Genomic DNA, 15,294 nt, shown 5'->3' with positions numbered 1-15,294 from the left:
GCCCGAGGACAGGTCGATGCCGCCGCAGATGATCACCTGCGTGACGCCGATGGCGATGATGCCGACGATCGACACCTGCAGGATGATGATCTGCAGCCGCTGCTCGTTGAAAATAGCATCGACGTTATCGCGGGTGTTGAAGAGGAAGCTGTCGCCGAGGAAGACGCGGCCGATCAGCTCGAATGCGCCGACCAGGATGACCAGCGCCAGAAACACGTTGAACTCGGCAGGCCAGGGGCGCTTCTTGGCGTCATAGCTCAGCCCGCCAATGCCATGCGATGTCTGTGACACGTCTTCTTCCTCCGAATGACCGCGCCCGCTCTCCCGCCCGGTCGGGCGGGAGAAGGAAGGGAGCGACGCTGCTCTGTCTGCAGCCGATTTCAGCCAACTCGATGCGTCGGAGCGCCGCTCCAGGGTTTGTCCTCACGCAAGTCCGTACGGAAAACTTCCTGGAATTGCGTTGGCGCGGCGTCAGTTCTTCTTCAGGAACTTGTCGATGTTCGCCGGCGTCACGAGCTGGAAGGGGATGTAGACCTTGCGCTCCACCTTCTCGCCCTTGGCGAGCTTCAGCGCCGCATCGAGCGCGCCCGCGCCTTGGCCAGCCGCATCCTGGAAGACCGTGACGTCGAGATCGCCCGCCTGCATCGCGGCCAGCGCGTCCTGGGTTGCGTCGACGCCGCCGACCACGACCGACTTCATGTCGATATTGGCGGCCTTCATCGCCTGGATGGCGCCGATGGCGCTTTCGTCATTGTTGGCGATGACGCCGTCGAACGGCTTGCCGGACGACAGCCAGTTGGTCATCAGGTTCTGCGCTTCGTCACGCTTCCAGTTCGAGGTCTGCTTGTCGATGATCTTGATGAAGTTGCAGTCGGGCGTGGCAATCACTTCATCGATATCCTTCGTGCGCTGCACCGCCGCCTGATTGGATAGCTCGCCCATGATCACATAGACATTGGCTTCCTTCTTGCCGGCTTCCTTGAACAGGCGGCAGATTTCCTTGGTCTCGAGCGTGCCGGACTCGGCCTCATTGGACGCGACGAAAGCCTGGTTGTCGGGCAGCTTGTCGACATTGACCGGCTCGCGGTTGACATAGACCAGCGGGATCTTGGCCGCGGCCGCCGCATCCGACATCGCCTGGGTGGCCGAAGTGTCGACCGGGTTGACGATGATCGCGTCGACGCCCGAAGCGGCGAAGTTCTTGATCTGGTCGAGCTGCTTGGCCACGTCGTTCTGCGCGTCCTCGACCTGCAGTTCGACGCCGTCCATGCCCTTGGCCTGGGCGATCATGCCGTTGCGCAGCACGGTCAGGAAATTGTCGTCGAAAAGAGCCATCGAAACGCCGATCTTGGCGGCGAAGGCGGACGAACACATCAGCGCCGAAAGCGCGACGCCCAAAAGCAGTTTCTTCATTTTAGTTTCTCCTCCACTTGGTGTCCGGCTGCACCGATTGAACCGGAATCCCCGATGTTACCGGGGAATCTCTCCCATGGCCCTTCCGGCGGCGTTTTCCTCGCATGATGGAACGCCTGGTCCTCTGTTTGAAACAGACGTTCCGGAACGAAAGAACCAAAATACCCAGTTGGTGAAATATTTATTCCATTTCGCTTACAGCCGTCAAGGGTGATTCGAAATGGACGTGCCGGTTTTTCGATGGAGGCAAGCGTGCAGCGCCCTCGCGGCCGGGCATGCAAACGTTCTGCGGCGGAATCCCCGGGCGATTTCACGTCGCGAAAGAATTCCATCAGCCTGATGGATCACATCATTCCGACGGAAGACGGCTTAGATGTTTTCCGGCAGATAGATGTCGAAGGGGAGAAAGGTCTGGCCGGGCGCATTGGCGGCGCCGGTCTCGATGGCATGCGCCATCAGGCCGACAAGCTCGCGGCAGAGCGCCGCCAGCGGGGTCGAGATCACCATGGTCAGGATGTTGTCGGCAAGTGCTGCGCGCGACTCCGCATTGATCTCGTTGCAGACGACCACCGGCATATGCGCCGGTCTCGCCGCCCTCAACGCCGCGACCGCGCCCTCCATGCCGCCGCCGGCGACGTAGCAGCCGGCAAGGTCGGGATGCCGAGCCAGAAGCTCGAGCATCGCATCATGCGTCACCTGGTTGGCCTCCAGGTTGACCAGCGTCTCCATCACCGTGAAATCCGGCGCATGCTCGCGAAAATAGGAGCGGAAGCCGATCTCGCGCAGCTCGTGACCATGAAAACGGTGGCTGCCGACGAAAAGGGCGACCTTGCCTGGCTTGCTGGCGGCCTTGGCGATCATCCAGGCCGCGGTGCGTCCGACCTTGCGGTTGTCGAGCCCGACATAGCCTTCACGGATGCCGGCGGCGAAGTCGGAGAGCAGCGAAAAGACCGGCTGCCCTCGCGCCTTCAGCGCCTCCACCGCCGCCGTCAGCGTCGGATGATCCGGACCGACCACGGCGATGGCCCTGGATTTCGCCGCCAGCTTGCGCATCTGGGCGGCGATCTCATCGGGCGCCAGCGAAGCGGCGAAGTCGATCGTCGCAGTGCCCCGGAAACGTTGCGATTGCGAGACCGCAAGCTCCAGCTCGCGCGCGAAATCGCCGTAGAAAACGTCATTGCCGCGCAGCAGCAGGAAGCCGAGACGATATTCGGGCAACTCCTGGCGCATGCGCTGCCTGATCAGGCCAGCGGCGTGATAGCCGATGTCGGTCGCCGCCTCGTAGACGCGACGCGCCGTCTCCTCGCGCACCGGCAGGCGATTGTTCAACACCCGGTCGACCGTGGCGACGCTGAAGCCTGAAACGCGCGCGAGATCGGTGATTGTCGGCCGCTTTGCCATGAGTGCTCCATCGCTTGCCCGACTCAGATTAGCCCAATCTGATAGAAAATGATAGAATCTATCTTTGTGACATTGAGGCTATCATGACTTGGCGCTATGGTGAAGTCGAAGCCAGCCATGGGCGAGGCGCGGCATTGCCGAGGGCCATTCGCCAGGTGCTGATGGAGGACCCCGCAATGACGGCAATCACGTCTCCGGCGCCGTCCGGACGCGACTACAGCCTGACCGGCCGCGACGCCAAGCGCGCGGTCGAGAACGGTCTTTCGGCGGCCCAGTGGTACCACACCGAGATCCCGCGCAAGCAGATGAAGGAGCTGATGCAGCGCTCCGACCAGCCCGCTATCCGAGACACCATCATCTGGCTCGGTGCGCTGTTCCTCAGTGGCGCGGGCGGCGCTTGGTTCTGGGGCAGCTGGTGGTGCGTGCCGTTCTTCTTTGTCTATGGCACGCTCTACGGTTCCTCGACCGACTCCCGCTGGCACGAATGCGGTCACGGCACGGCCTTCCGCACCCAATGGATGAACGATGCGGTCTACCAGCTCGCCTGCTTCATGATCATGCGCAATCCGGTGACCTGGCGCTGGAGCCATACACGCCACCACACCGACACCATCATCGTCGGCCGCGACCCGGAGATCGCCGTCATGCGACCGCCGGACCTTTTGCGCGTTGTGCTGAATTTTTTCGGCGTGCTCGATGCCTGGCATGCGATGACCGACATGGTGCGCAATGCCGCCGGCGTCATCAGCGCCGCAGAACAGACCTTCATCCCGGAACAGGAGCAGCCCAAGGCCATCCGCATCGCCCGTATTTGGCTCGCCATCTATGTCGCGACCATCGCGCTGGCGCTCTATCTGCATTCATGGCTGCCGCTGATGCTCGTCGGCCTGCCCCGCCTCTACGGCGCCTGGCATCACGTCATGACCGGGCTGCTGCAGCATGGCGGGCTGGCCGACAATGTCATCGACCATCGGCTGAACAGCCGCACCGTCTACATGAACCCGATCAGCCGGTTCATCTATTGGAACATGAACTACCATGTGGAGCACCACATGTTCCCGATGGTGCCCTACCACGCGCTGCCCAAGCTGCATGAGCTGATCAAGCACGATTTGCCGGCGCCGACGCCGTCGATCCTGGCCGGCTACCGCGAGATGATCCCGGCCTTCCTGCGCCAGCTGCGCAACGAGGACTACTTCCTCAAGCGCGAGCTGCCGCCGACGGCAAAGCCCTACCGGGAAGAGCTGCACAACGACAATCCGGTAGCGGCCGCGGCCGAGTGACCGGATCCGACACAACCGACAACGAAGAATTTCGCCGGAGGACGACATGAGCGACTGGGTCGAGGCCTGCGCGGCCGGAGACATCGACGAGGAGGACGTAATGCGGTTCGATCATGCCGGCCGCACCTACGCCATCTATCGCAGCCCGGAGGACGAGTATTACGCGACCGACGGCCTGTGCTCGCATGAGAAAGTGCATCTGGCCGATGGGCTGGTGATGGACGACATCATCGAGTGTCCAAAACACAATGGCCGCTTCAACTACAAGACCGGCGACGCGCGCGGGGCGCCGGTCTGCGTCAATCTCAAGACCTATCCGGTCAAGGTCGACGCCGGCAAAGTCCTCATTCAGCTTGGGTGACGGCATGGCGGGAGGAATGGTCATCATCGGCGCCGGCGAGTGCGGCGGTCGTGCCGCGCTTACCCTGCGCGACCTTGGTCATGAAGGGCCGGTGACGCTGGTCGGCGACGAGCCGCATCTGCCCTATGAACGGCCGCCGCTGTCGAAGGAGGCGATGACCAGCGAGGCGCCCCTCATCAAGGCGATCGCCAGCGACGAGCTTTTGGCCGAACACTCGATCCGCCACATCCATTCCGTTCGGGCCGTCGCTATCGACCGCGCCGCGCATCTCGTGCGCCTCTCCGACGGCTCTTCGCTTGGCTATGGCAAGCTGCTGCTCGCGACCGGGTCCGTGCCGCGCAAGCTGCCGATGCCTGGTCTGGGCGGCCGCTGCGTTTATCTCAGGACCTTCAACGACGCGCTCGCGATCCGCGCCCATCTCAAGCCGGAGAACCGCGTCGCCATCATCGGCGGCGGTTTCATCGGCCTCGAGCTTGCCGCTTCGGCGCGCAAGCTAGGCGCAACGGTCACAGTGCTCGAGGCGCAGCCGCGCATCCTGATGCGCGGCGTGCCGGCCGAGATCGCGGAAATCATTCATAAGGCGCATCAGGCCGAAGGCGTGAAGGTGCTTACCGGCCAAGGCATCACGGCGATTGCCGATGACGGCACGCAAGTTCGCATCACGCTTGCCGACAGGCAGGACATCGTCGCCGATCTTGCCGTGATCGGCATCGGCGCGGTGCCGGTGACGGCGCTCGCTGCCGAAGCAGGACTTGCGATCGACAATGGTATCGCCGTCGATGAGAACCTTTGCACCGCGGATCCGGATGTTTTTGCCGCCGGCGACTGCTGCTCGTTCCCGCTCGCCGTCTATGGCGGCCGGCGCGTGCGGCTGGAAGCCTGGCGCAACGCGCAGGAGCAGGGCGCGCTCGCCGCGAAGAACATGCTGGGCGCCAACGAGGCGCATGCCGCGGTGCCGTGGTTCTGGTCGGATCAATATGGGCTCACGCTGCAGATCGCCGGGCTTTCGGACGAAGGCCGCTCGACCGTACGGCGCGACCTCTACGACGGCGCCTTCATTCTGTTCCACCTGGCCGAGGACGGCAGGCTGGTCGCCGCCAGCGGCATCGGGCCCGGCAATGCGGTGGCGCGCGACATACGGTTGGCCGAGATGCTGATCGCGAAGCGGGCGACGCCCGCGCCTGAGGCGCTCGGCTCGCAATCGGTCAAGCTGAAGTCGCTGCTGGCGGCATAGGCCCGAGTAATCGCTGGAAACGAGGGGATCCACGGACATGGCACGCAACAGACCGACCGTCGCCGATTTGCAATTGCTGAAGGGCAAGCGCCAGCTTTCGAAGCTGCGCGTTTTCTCGCTGGAGGAGGCCGAGGCCGCCGAGCGTGCCGGCATCGACATCATCTCGGTCCCCTATGATCTTATCTTCGATCCGCGTTTTCGCGACGCCGCACCCACTTGCTTTGCCATTCCCGGCGACGAACGCATCAAGCTGGGCGCAACCACCGACGAGATCCTGCGCATGGCGGTGAAGCTGCGCGCGGCCAGCGCCGACGCCATGTATTGCGCGGCCAGCCTGCAGACCATCCGCCGGCTGCGCGACGAGCATATTCCGGTCTGCGGTCACGTCGGGCTGATCCCGGCGCATGCGACCTGGACGGGCGGCTTCAAGGCGGTCGGCAAGACGGCCGAAAGTGCTGCCTTCGTCTGGAAGCAGGTCAAGGACCTTGAAGCCGCCGGCGCCTTCGCCGCCGAGATCGAAGTTGTGCCGGCCCCGGTTGCAAGCGCGATCTCGCGGCGTACATCGCTGATCATGATCTCGATGGGCGCCGGCGCCGGCTGCGATGCGCAATATCTGTTCTCCGAAGACGTGCTCGGCAGCAATCGCGGCCATTATCCGCGCCATGCCAAGCGCTACCGCGACTTCGCGGCGGAGTTCGACCGCCTGCAGAGCGAGCGCATCGCGGCCTTCCGCGAATATGCAGACGATATCCAGGCGGGCGCCTATCCAGAGCCGCGGCACATGGTCGAGGCGGATGCCGACGAAATGCGCAAGTTCGAGGCGTTTCTCGCCTCGGAAGGCTACTGAGCCACCCGGCTCAGCCGGCTAGAACAGCGTCTTCAGCTCGTCCAGCTTGTCGTTGACCAGCCAGCCGTAATAATTCTCCTCGGGCAGCTTTTCCGGTTCCCCGGCGGCGCGACGCTTCTCGTTCTCCTCCTCCAACGCATAGGCGCGCTGCTCGGGGTTGCCGACATTGTAGAGCGTGGCGGTCAGGCCCGGATTGTGCGAGATGTCGAAGCCGGCGATGCTGTTGTAGGCGTCGATCGACTTCCTGATGGTCGCAGCGACGTAAGGCAGCGTGAGGTCGGGATCCATGATGGTCTTGTAGACCGTGTTCGGATCATTGACGTCGAGCTCGGGCAGGCCGGAGACCTTGTGCACGAGATCGCTCATCTGCAGCGCCGTCAGCGGGTTGAGCTGGCCGAGTCCGAAAGTCTGGCCGGCATAGTAGGGTTGGAAGAAAGTGGCTCCGAAGCGGTCGTTGGGGAAGCTGGTCCCTCCGACGGTTTTGCCGCGGAAGGAATGGTTCCACACCTGCTCGCGGCATTCCCAGAGATCGTAGCTGTCGGTTATGCCGGCGCATTTCTGGAATTGCGGCCGCTCAACGAAATCGCTGACGTCCTCCCCTTCATAAGCAAAGGTGAGCTTGCTCGACAGGTAGGACATTGCCTTGACGTAATAGGTCTGCAGCCGATCATAGGCGTCGACATTGTAGGTGTGCTCGCCGACGATGGCGCCGACGATGTGCATCGGATCGATGTCGTAGGCGGCCGCCACTTTCCTGATCTTGGCGCGCAGTTCGGCATCGTTCTGCAAGAGCGCGTAGACCTTGCGATACTTGGCCTGGAAGCTGGTGTTGGTGGCCTGAGTGCGCCGGCTGGAAGCGCCCGGAATATCCGGCTGCACGCTGTTGCGATTGCCCGGCGGCACCATGGTCGCCGCGTTCGCCGTTGCCATCGCCGCGGCCAATGCCAGCCCAACAAAAAGAAGTATGCGTTTCTTCATCCACCGCCGCCTTCAAGTCGGCGGCAAACTAGGTAAAGCGCGTGGGAGAGTCGAGACGAGGCAAGCTTCCGACGGGACGAAAGGTGGCCAGATGGTACCATCTGGCCACACATCGCCGGGCTTCGCCCGTTAGAGGATGAACCGTGACAGGTCGGTGTTGCGCGAGAGATCGCCGACATGCTTCTGCACGTAGTCGGCATCGATGGTGACCGCCGTGCCGTGGCGGTCCGGCGCGTCGTAGGAAATCTCGTCCAGCACCCGTTCCATCACCGTCTGCAGGCGTCTGGCGCCGATGTTCTCGACATTGGCGTTGAGGTCGACGGCAATGCCGGCGAGCGAATCGATGGCGTCGTCGGTGAAGGCCAACTCGACGCCTTCGGTCTTCATCAGCGCAATATACTGCTTGATGAGGCTGGCCTCTGTTTCGGTGAGGATGCGGACGAAATCCTGCTTCTCCAGGGCACGCAATTCGACCCGGATCGGCAAGCGGCCCTGCAGCTCCGGAAGCAGGTCCGAAGGCTTGGAGACGTGGAACGCGCCCGAGGCGATGAAAAGAATATGGTCCGTCTTGATCGGCCCGTATTTCGTCGCAACGGTGGTGCCTTCAACCAGCGGCAGCAGATCGCGCTGAACGCCTTCACGTGAGGGACCGCCCGAAATGTCGCTCCTGGCCGCGATCTTGTCGATCTCGTCGAGGAACACGATGCCGTCATTCTCCGTCGATTCCAGCGCCTGGCGAACCACCTCGTCCTGGTCGAGCAGCTTGTCGGACTCGTCATTGATCAGTAGCGCGTAGGATTCCTTCACCGTCGTCTTGCGGGTCTTGGTCTTCCTGCCGCCCATCGCCTTCGACAGCATGTCGTTGATGTTGAGCACGCCGATATTGGCGCCCGGCATGCCGGGGATCTCGAAGCCCGGCATACCGCCGGTGCCGGTGTCCGCCACCTCGATCTCGATCTCCTTGTCGTCGAGGTCACCGTCGCGCAGCCGCTTGCGGAAGCTGTCGCGCGTGGCCGGGCTCGCGGTCTTGCCGACCAAAGCTTCGAGCACGCGCTCTTCGGCATTGATGTGAGCGCGCGCCTTGACGTCCTCACGCATCTTCTCGCGCGTCAGCCCGATGGCAACCTCGACGAGATCGCGCACGATCTGCTCGACGTCGCGGCCGACATAGCCGACCTCGGTGAACTTGGTGGCCTCGACCTTGACGAAAGGCGCGCCGGCCAGCCGCGCCAGCCGGCGCGAGATCTCGGTCTTGCCGACGCCGGTCGGGCCGATCATCAGGATGTTCTTGGGCATCACCTCTTCGCGCATCTGGCCCTCCAGCTGCTGGCGGCGCCAGCGGTTGCGCAAGGCGATCGCCACGGCGCGCTTGGCGTCTTTCTGGCCGATGATGAAGCGGTCGAGTTCCGAAACGATTTCGCGGGGAGAAAAGGTGCTCATATTACTCAAATTCCACTTTGCCACTGCCTGATGGACTCGAACGGATGCAGCAGCATGATCACGTTGAGCGTCAGATTGTCCCGGATGATGTAGCCCGTGCCGAATTCGAAAATGAGCGCCAGAGCCACGATCACCCATATAGGGAGCTTTCGCGCCATCACAAATCCGAGCGCCATGGACAGCGTGTCGGACACCGAATTGATGATGCTGTCGCCGTAGTAGTTGAGGGAGATGGTGCCGGCGCGGTAGCGGTCGATGATGAAGGGGCTGTTCTCCAGGAGTTCCCAGCCGCCTTCGATGAGGACGGCGAAAGCCAGCCTCAGCCCGACGGGCGAGCGCGGGAACAGAGCCCAGGCCAGCGCATAGAACAGGAAGCCGTGGATGATGTGCGAGAAGGTGTACCAGTCGGCGATGTGCTGGGAATTCTCCGAGCTGTTCACCACACCATGCCAGAGCTTGACGTAGCCGCAGGTGCAGATCGGCGGATGGCCCATGCCGTAGAGAATGCCGGCCTGGAAAACGACGAGAGCCAGCACCAGCAACAGCCCCATGCGCCAGCTGTCTTCATAGGCCGACAGCGTCTTGTCTCCCCCGGATGCGGTCATTGTGATCAGTCCCCCTCTTGTTGGTCGATTTCGGCCGCATCGACGGCCATCAGCACGACGTCCCCATATTCCGAATGCCTGCGGCCGATCGGCCTGAAGCCGGCCTTTTCATAGGCGCGGATGGCGCGGCCATTGCCGGGATGCGGATCGATGACGACGCGCGGCGCGCCTTCCTCGAACAGTTCCGCGACGAACTGGCGGACGATGGCCGAGCCGTGGCCGATGCCGACCAGGTCCGGCGGCCCGATCGACAGATCGATACCCAGCGTGCCGAATGGCTGGTCGGCGTAAGGATGGTTGTCCTCGAGATGCGGATCGTAGCTCTGCAGATAGGCGATCGGCTTGCCGCCCAATTCGACGATCAGCGGCTCCACCGAAACCGACCCGATATGCTCGCGTATCTCGGCGATCTCCTTTTCCGGATCGCCCCACCATTCGGCGATATGCGGCTCGGCAAGCCAGCGGGCGATCATCGGCAGATCCTTTTGGGTGACCGGCCGAAAATCGTAGCTGTCTTCCTGTTCGACCATGATCTGTTCCAGAAGCCGATTCCCATTTTTCGGGATCATGGCCGGCCGCCTAGGCGGCATCGAGCGTTTCGACGACGAAGCTGCTGTTGGTGTAGACGCAGATATCGGCGGCGATCTGCATCGCCCTGCGGGCGATCTCCTCGGCGTCCTTGTCGGTGTCCATCAGCGCGCGGGCGGCGGCGAGCGCGTAGTTGCCGCCGGAGCCGATGGCCATGACGCCATGTTCTGGCTCGAGCACGTCACCGGTGCCGGTCAGCGCCAGCGAGACCGACTTGTCGGCGACCAGCATCATCGCTTCCAGGCGGCGCAGATAGCGGTCGGTGCGCCAGTCCTTGGCGAGCTCGACGCAGGCGCGGGTCAGTTGGTCAGGATATTGTTCGAGCTTGGCTTCGAGGCGTTCGAGGAGGGTGAAGGCGTCGGCGGTGGCGCCGGCAAAACCGGCAATGACACTGCCGCCCTTGCCGATGCGGCGCACCTTGCGGGCGTTGCCCTTCATGATGGTCTGGCCAAGACTGACCTGGCCGTCGCCGGCGATGACAACCTTGCTGCCCTTGCGCACGGTGACGATGGTCGTGGCGTGCATGGTCAGTTCATTCGACATTTCCTGCTCCGAGTCGCGCTATCCCTCAAAGGCGATTGGCGCGGTACGAGTGACTTTGATCGGCCATATGTATGCATAGGGCGAGTGATTGCAAACCATCCGCGGCAAGGCCGATACAGTCCGGAATGGCAACTGGCAATCGCCGGATCATGCTGATAGAAGGCTCTCGTTTTCAAGCCCGCGCCTCTGAACAGGACAGACTGATGCCGCCCCGTTCCGCAGAAATCAGCCGCAAGACCAAGGAAACCGAGATTTCCGTATCGGTCCATGTCGACGGCACGGGTAAATCCGACATTTCGACGGGTGTCGGCTTCTTCGACCACATGCTCGATCAGCTGTCGCGCCATTCGCTGATCGACATGACGATCGAGGCCAAAGGCGATCTTCACATCGACGACCATCACACGGTCGAGGATACCGGCATTGCCATCGGCCAGGCGCTGAGCAAGGCTTTGGGGGAGCGGCGCGGCATCATGCGCTATGCCTCGATCGAGCTCGCTATGGACGAGACGCTGACCCGGGCGGCGATCGACGTTTCCGGCAGGCCGTTCCTGGTCTGGAACGTTTCCTTCTCGTCGCCGAAGATCGGCACATTCGACACCGAGCTGGTGCGCGAATTCTTCCAGGCGCTGGCGCAGAATGCCGGCATAACGCTGCATGTGACCAACCACTACGGCGCCAATAACCATCATATTGCGGAAACCTGCTTCAAGGCCGTGGCCAGGGCGCTGCGCGTGGCGCTGGAGCCTGACCCGCGCCAGCCCGATGCGGTGCCGTCCACCAAGGGATCCCTGAAAGGATAACCCTATGGCCATCTATGTCGTGATGGAGCCGCCTGCGGGGGGCAACGAGGAGGACGCCGCCCTGGTGCGCGACAGCTTCACCTGGCTCGGCTTCCTGTTCTCGCCGATCTGGCTCGCCTGGCACCGCCTCTGGATCGAGGCCCTGCTCACCTTCGCGGCCATGGCCGCGTTGTCCATGCTCGGCGAGAAACTAAGGCTTGAATGGGCTGGATCGGCGCTCTCGCTGCTGGTGTCGCTCTATATCGGCTTCGAAGGCCAAGCCCTGCGGATCGCGGCGCTCCGCCGCCGCGGCTGGCGGGAATGGGGCGTCGTCGAGGCCGGCAGGCTCGGCGATGCCGAGGTCCGTCACGCGCTCGAAGCCAGCGAGCGCACGCAGGAACAGGCGCCGATGCCGCACATCGTGCCCGACACCAACCTGGCGCGGCCTGCGCAGACAGGCATGGCGCTGGGGCTGACCCATACGCCGGGAAGGCCCTGACATGCGGGTAGCGATCATCGACTATGGGTCGGGCAATCTGCGCTCGGCCACCAAGGCCTTCGAGCGCGCCGCGCATGAGGCGGGCATCGCCGCGACCATCGATCTCACGGCCGACGCCGAGCGGGTGCGCAGCGCCGACCGCATCGTCCTGCCGGGCGTCGGCGCCTATGCAGACTGCGCGGCCGGCCTGCATGCCGTCACCGGCATGTGGGAAGCGGTGGAAGAGGCGGCGCTTCGCAAAGGGCGACCGTTCCTCGGCATCTGCGTCGGCATGCAATTGATGTCGGAACGCGGGCTGGAAAAGACCGTCACCGAGGGTTTTGGCTGGATTGCCGGCGACGTCAAGGAAATCACGCCGAAGGATCCGGCACTGAAGATCCCGCAGATCGGCTGGAACACGATCGAGCTCGCGCGCAAGCATCCGCTGTTTTCGGGCATCGAGACCGGTCCGAAAGGGCTGCACGCCTATTTCGTCCATTCCTACCACCTGGAGGCGAGGAACCCGGCCGAGGTGCTGGCGACGGCCGACTATGGCGGGCCGGTGACGGCGGCCGTTGCCCGCGACAACTTTGCCGGCACGCAGTTCCATCCCGAGAAAAGCCAGGCGCTCGGCCTGGCGCTGATCACCAATTTCCTGAATTGGAGGCCCTGAATGACCAAGAAGGGCTACTGGATCGCCATGATCGATGTCCGCGACCCGGACACCTACAAGAAATACATCGAGGCCAACGCGAAGACCTTCGCCAAATTTGGCGCGAAGTTTGCTGTTCGGGCCGGCCGCCATACCGACCCGGAGGGAGCAACGGGAAACCGCCATGTCGTGGTGGAGTTCGATTCTTACGACAGGGCGCTCGCCTGCTATCAGTCGCCCGAGTACCAGGAAGCCTTGAAATTCCGGCTGGCGGCATCGACCGGCCACTTCGCCATCGTCGAGGGCGCCTGGTCGTGATCCTGTTTCCGGCAATAGACCTCAAGGACGGCAAATGCGTGCGCCTGAAGCACGGCGACATGGCGACCGCCACCATCTACAACGATGACCCGGCGGCCCAGGCACGAGCCTTCGAAGAGCAAGGCTTCGAATGGCTGCACGTCGTCGACCTCAACGGCGCCTTCAAGGGCCAGAGCGTCAATTCCGCCGCGGTCGGCGCCATCCTCGAGGCGACGAAGAACCCGGTGCAGCTCGGCGGGGGCATCCGCACGCTGGCGCAGATCGAGGACTGGCTGGACCGCGGGCTGGCGCGAGTCATCCTCGGGACCGTGGCGGTGCGGGAGCCCGAACTGGTGAAGGAGGCATGCAGGACCTTTCCCGGCAAGGTAGCAGTCGGCATCGACGCCAAGGGCGGCAAGGTGGCGGTCGAGGGCTGGGCCGAAGCCTCGGAACTCGGCGTCATCGAATTGGCGAGGAAGTTCGAAGGTGCGGGCGTGGCCGCCATCATTTACACCGACATCGACCGCGACGGCGTGCTCTCCGGCATCAACTGGGATGCCACCATCGACCTTGCCGAGGCGGTGTCGATCCCGGTGATCGCTTCCGGCGGATTGGCCTCCATCGCCGACATCGTGCGCATGACCATGCCCGATGCGAAGCGCCTGGAGGGTGCGATCTCCGGTCGCGCGCTCTATGACGGGCGCATCGACCCGGCGGAGGCGCTCGCCATCCTGCGCGGCAACCACGCGGAGGCACGAGCGTGAACATCTCGATCATCCTGGCGTCCTATGACAGCGGCCACTTTCACGGCCGCTGTGGCCAAGGCCCCGATGCGCTGATCTCCGGCGGGCTGGCCGAGGCGCTGAAGCTTGCCGGTCACGACGTCGAGGTGCGCGACATCGGCAAGGTCGTCGAGGACGAGCAGGAGCGCGAGATCGGCACGGGATTTGCCGTCTGCAACGTCGTTTCGGGCGAGGTCCGCATCGCGCTGGACAATGGGCGCTTTCCCATCGTTCTGGCCGGCAATTGCCTGACCAGCGCGGGCGCGGTGGCCGGTGAAGGCGCGGACGCCATCATCTGGGCCGACCAGCATGGCGACCTCAACACGCCGGAAACCTCCACCTCCGGCTTTCTCGACGGCATGGCGCTGGCAACGGCGCTTGGATTGTGCTGGCGGCGCATGGCGGCGCAGATTCCCGGCTTCAAGCCGATCGAGCCGGCCCGCTGTGTCCTGGTCAACGCACGCGACCTCGATACGGCCGAGAAAGAGCTTTTGGAGAAGCTGCCGATCATTCGCACCGAGTGTCCGGACTGGGCAGCCGCCGCGGCGAAGCTGAAGGCCACGGGTGCCGAGCGCATTCATATGCATGTCGACCTCGACGTGCATGATCCGGAAAAGCTGCAGGCCAATCGTTACGCAACGCCTGGCGGCCCGGCGCCGGAGCAGGTCCGCGCCGCGATGTGCGGCCTTGCCGGCCCGCTCAGCATCGCCGGACTTACCATTTCCGCCTACGATCCGGCGTTCGACCCGAAGGGCGAGGTGCCGCCGCAGGTCGGCGAGCTGGTGGTCGACCTTTTGTCGACCATGGAGGGGCGCTGATGCTGAAAGCCCGCGTCATTGCCTGTCTCGACGTCAAGAACGGCCGCGTGGTCAAGGGCGTCAATTTCGTCGACCTGGTCGATGCCGGCGATCCGGTCGAGGCGGCCAAGGCCTATGACGCGGCGGGCGCCGACGAGCTCTGCTTCCTCGACATCACCGCATCGTCCGACAATCGCGAGACGATCTTCGACGTGGTCGCCCGCACGGCCGAACAATGTTTCATGCCGCTCACCGTCGGCGGCGGCGTGCGCCAGGTGGCCGACATACGAAGGCTGCTTCTGGCCGGCGCCGACAAGGTATCGATCAACACGGCGGCGGTGAAGAACCCGGATTTCGTCGCGGAGGCTGCCGACAAGTTCGGCAACCAGTGCATCGTCGTCGCCATCGACGCCAAGAAAGTATCGGCTGCCGGCGAGGCCGACCGCTGGGAGATCTTCACGCATGGCGGGCGCGAGAAGACCGGCATCGACGCGGTCGAGTTCGCCAAGAAGATGGTCGATCGCGGCGCCGGCGAGATCCTGCTGACCTCGATGGACCGCGACGGCACCAAGGCCGGCTACGATATCGCGCTGACCCGCGCGATCGCCGATGCCGTGCGTGTGCCGGTCATCGCTTCGGGCGGCGTCGGCACGCTTGATCACATGGTGGAAGGCATCCGCGATGGCCATGCCGCCGCCGTTCTTGCCGCCTCGATCTTTCATTTCGGCACCTACACCATCGCCGAGGCCAAGGCGCATATGGCGGGCGCCGGCCTGCCGATGCGGCTGGACTCGACCGTTCATCGGACTTAAA

General features: G+C 63.7%; 18 protein-coding genes and 1 pseudogene. 11 read left to right on the top strand and 8 right to left on the bottom strand.

Translation table 11 applies throughout. The features are described 5' to 3' along the window. From EOA49_RS12335 to EOA49_RS12325, 3 genes and pseudogenes are all read right to left on the bottom strand, one after another. Positions 1–291 (bottom strand): annotated as a pseudogene (locus tag EOA49_RS12335) (ABC transporter permease); the annotation flags it as partial. Positions 292–471: 180 nt separating this feature from the next. Then, positions 472–1,413: a sugar ABC transporter substrate-binding protein gene (locus EOA49_RS12330; RefSeq protein ID WP_067323901.1), complete on the bottom strand. Its 942-nt coding sequence runs from the start codon at positions 1,411–1,413 to the stop codon at positions 472–474. A gap of 369 nt (positions 1,414–1,782) precedes the next feature. Beyond that, positions 1,783–2,814, bottom strand: coding sequence for a LacI family DNA-binding transcriptional regulator (locus EOA49_RS12325; RefSeq protein WP_127241363.1), 1,032 nt, complete (start codon positions 2,812–2,814; stop codon positions 1,783–1,785). 176 nt (positions 2,815–2,990) lie between these two features. Between EOA49_RS12325 and EOA49_RS12320 the strand changes: the two genes are divergently transcribed. Genes EOA49_RS12320 through EOA49_RS12305 form a run of 4 tightly spaced genes read left to right on the top strand, consistent with a single transcriptional unit; the run spans position 2,991 to position 6,539 of the window. Next, on the top strand, positions 2,991–4,097 hold the full coding sequence (locus EOA49_RS12320) for a fatty acid desaturase family protein (RefSeq protein ID WP_127241364.1): 1,107 nt from the start codon (positions 2,991–2,993) through the stop codon (positions 4,095–4,097). A gap of 46 nt (positions 4,098–4,143) precedes the next feature. Beyond that, a complete protein-coding gene (locus EOA49_RS12315) occupies positions 4,144–4,458 on the top strand; it encodes a MocE family 2Fe-2S type ferredoxin (RefSeq protein ID WP_067002880.1) in 315 nt (104 codons plus the stop codon). A gap of 16 nt (positions 4,459–4,474) precedes the next feature. After that, on the top strand, positions 4,475–5,692 hold the full coding sequence (locus EOA49_RS12310) for an FAD-dependent oxidoreductase (protein ID WP_245322441.1): 1,218 nt from the start codon (positions 4,475–4,477) through the stop codon (positions 5,690–5,692). A 37-nt stretch (positions 5,693–5,729) separates the two neighbouring features. Then, a complete protein-coding gene (locus tag EOA49_RS12305) occupies positions 5,730–6,539 on the top strand; it encodes a 3-methyl-2-oxobutanoate hydroxymethyltransferase (RefSeq protein WP_067323895.1) in 810 nt (269 codons plus the stop codon). An 18-nt stretch (positions 6,540–6,557) separates the two neighbouring features. On the opposite strand, the gene EOA49_RS12300 is transcribed toward EOA49_RS12305, so the two are convergent. The 5 genes from EOA49_RS12300 to hslV form a co-directional block, all read right to left on the bottom strand. Further along, complete coding sequence (locus EOA49_RS12300; protein WP_067323893.1) at positions 6,558–7,517, bottom strand: DUF1402 family protein; 960 nt, start codon at positions 7,515–7,517, stop codon at positions 6,558–6,560. 129 nt (positions 7,518–7,646) lie between these two features. Continuing rightward, entirely contained in the window at positions 7,647–8,957 is a 1,311-nt protein-coding gene (hslU, locus tag EOA49_RS12295; RefSeq protein WP_127239622.1) for an ATP-dependent protease ATPase subunit HslU, read from the bottom strand. 5 nt (positions 8,958–8,962) lie between these two features. Continuing rightward, on the bottom strand, positions 8,963–9,562 hold the full coding sequence (locus tag EOA49_RS12290) for a DUF2585 domain-containing protein (RefSeq protein ID WP_127239623.1): 600 nt from the start codon (positions 9,560–9,562) through the stop codon (positions 8,963–8,965). A gap of 5 nt (positions 9,563–9,567) precedes the next feature. Then, the gene (locus EOA49_RS12285) at positions 9,568–10,092 is read right to left on the bottom strand and encodes a GNAT family N-acetyltransferase (RefSeq protein ID WP_067324669.1); all 525 of its coding nucleotides are present in this window, start codon (positions 10,090–10,092) and stop codon (positions 9,568–9,570) included. Between the two features lie 49 nt (positions 10,093–10,141). Next, positions 10,142–10,693: an ATP-dependent protease subunit HslV gene (gene hslV, locus EOA49_RS12280; RefSeq protein ID WP_067002895.1), complete on the bottom strand. Its 552-nt coding sequence runs from the start codon at positions 10,691–10,693 to the stop codon at positions 10,142–10,144. Positions 10,694–10,896: 203 nt separating this feature from the next. On the opposite strand from hslV, the gene hisB reads away from it, so the two are divergent. Genes hisB through hisF form a run of 7 tightly spaced genes read left to right on the top strand, consistent with a single transcriptional unit; the run spans position 10,897 to position 15,293 of the window. Then, positions 10,897–11,496 (top strand): imidazoleglycerol-phosphate dehydratase HisB, encoded by a 600-nt coding sequence (hisB, locus tag EOA49_RS12275; protein WP_095825521.1) that lies wholly within the window; start codon positions 10,897–10,899, stop codon positions 11,494–11,496. A 4-nt stretch (positions 11,497–11,500) separates the two neighbouring features. Further along, entirely contained in the window at positions 11,501–11,974 is a 474-nt protein-coding gene (locus EOA49_RS12270) for a DUF2628 domain-containing protein (protein ID WP_127216636.1), read from the top strand. Position 11,975: 1 nt separating this feature from the next. Beyond that, positions 11,976–12,626, top strand: a complete 651-nt coding sequence (gene hisH / locus EOA49_RS12265) for an imidazole glycerol phosphate synthase subunit HisH (protein WP_095827266.1) — start codon at positions 11,976–11,978, stop codon at positions 12,624–12,626. Next, a complete protein-coding gene (locus tag EOA49_RS12260) occupies positions 12,627–12,923 on the top strand; it encodes a DUF1330 domain-containing protein (RefSeq protein WP_127239624.1) in 297 nt (98 codons plus the stop codon). Continuing rightward, positions 12,920–13,666, top strand: a complete 747-nt coding sequence (gene hisA / locus EOA49_RS12255) for a 1-(5-phosphoribosyl)-5-[(5-phosphoribosylamino)methylideneamino]imidazole-4-carboxamide isomerase (RefSeq protein WP_127239625.1) — start codon at positions 12,920–12,922, stop codon at positions 13,664–13,666. Before EOA49_RS12260 ends, hisA begins: the two co-directional genes overlap by 4 nt. Continuing rightward, positions 13,663–14,502 (top strand): arginase family protein, encoded by an 840-nt coding sequence (locus EOA49_RS12250; protein WP_127239626.1) that lies wholly within the window; start codon positions 13,663–13,665, stop codon positions 14,500–14,502. The genes hisA and EOA49_RS12250 overlap by 4 nt, the downstream gene beginning before the upstream one ends. Then, positions 14,499–15,293 carry an imidazole glycerol phosphate synthase subunit HisF gene (gene hisF / locus EOA49_RS12245; RefSeq protein ID WP_164746651.1) on the top strand — a complete coding sequence of 265 codons (795 nt, stop codon included), beginning with the start codon at positions 14,499–14,501 and terminating at the stop codon, positions 15,291–15,293. Before EOA49_RS12250 ends, hisF begins: the two co-directional genes overlap by 4 nt. Position 15,294 lies beyond the last annotated feature (1 nt).

The organism is Mesorhizobium sp. M1A.F.Ca.IN.020.04.1.1 (genome assembly GCF_003997315.1).
In the GTDB taxonomy this organism is placed as follows: domain Bacteria; phylum Pseudomonadota; class Alphaproteobacteria; order Rhizobiales; family Rhizobiaceae; genus Mesorhizobium.
This window is presented reverse-complemented; position numbering and strand designations above follow the sequence as displayed.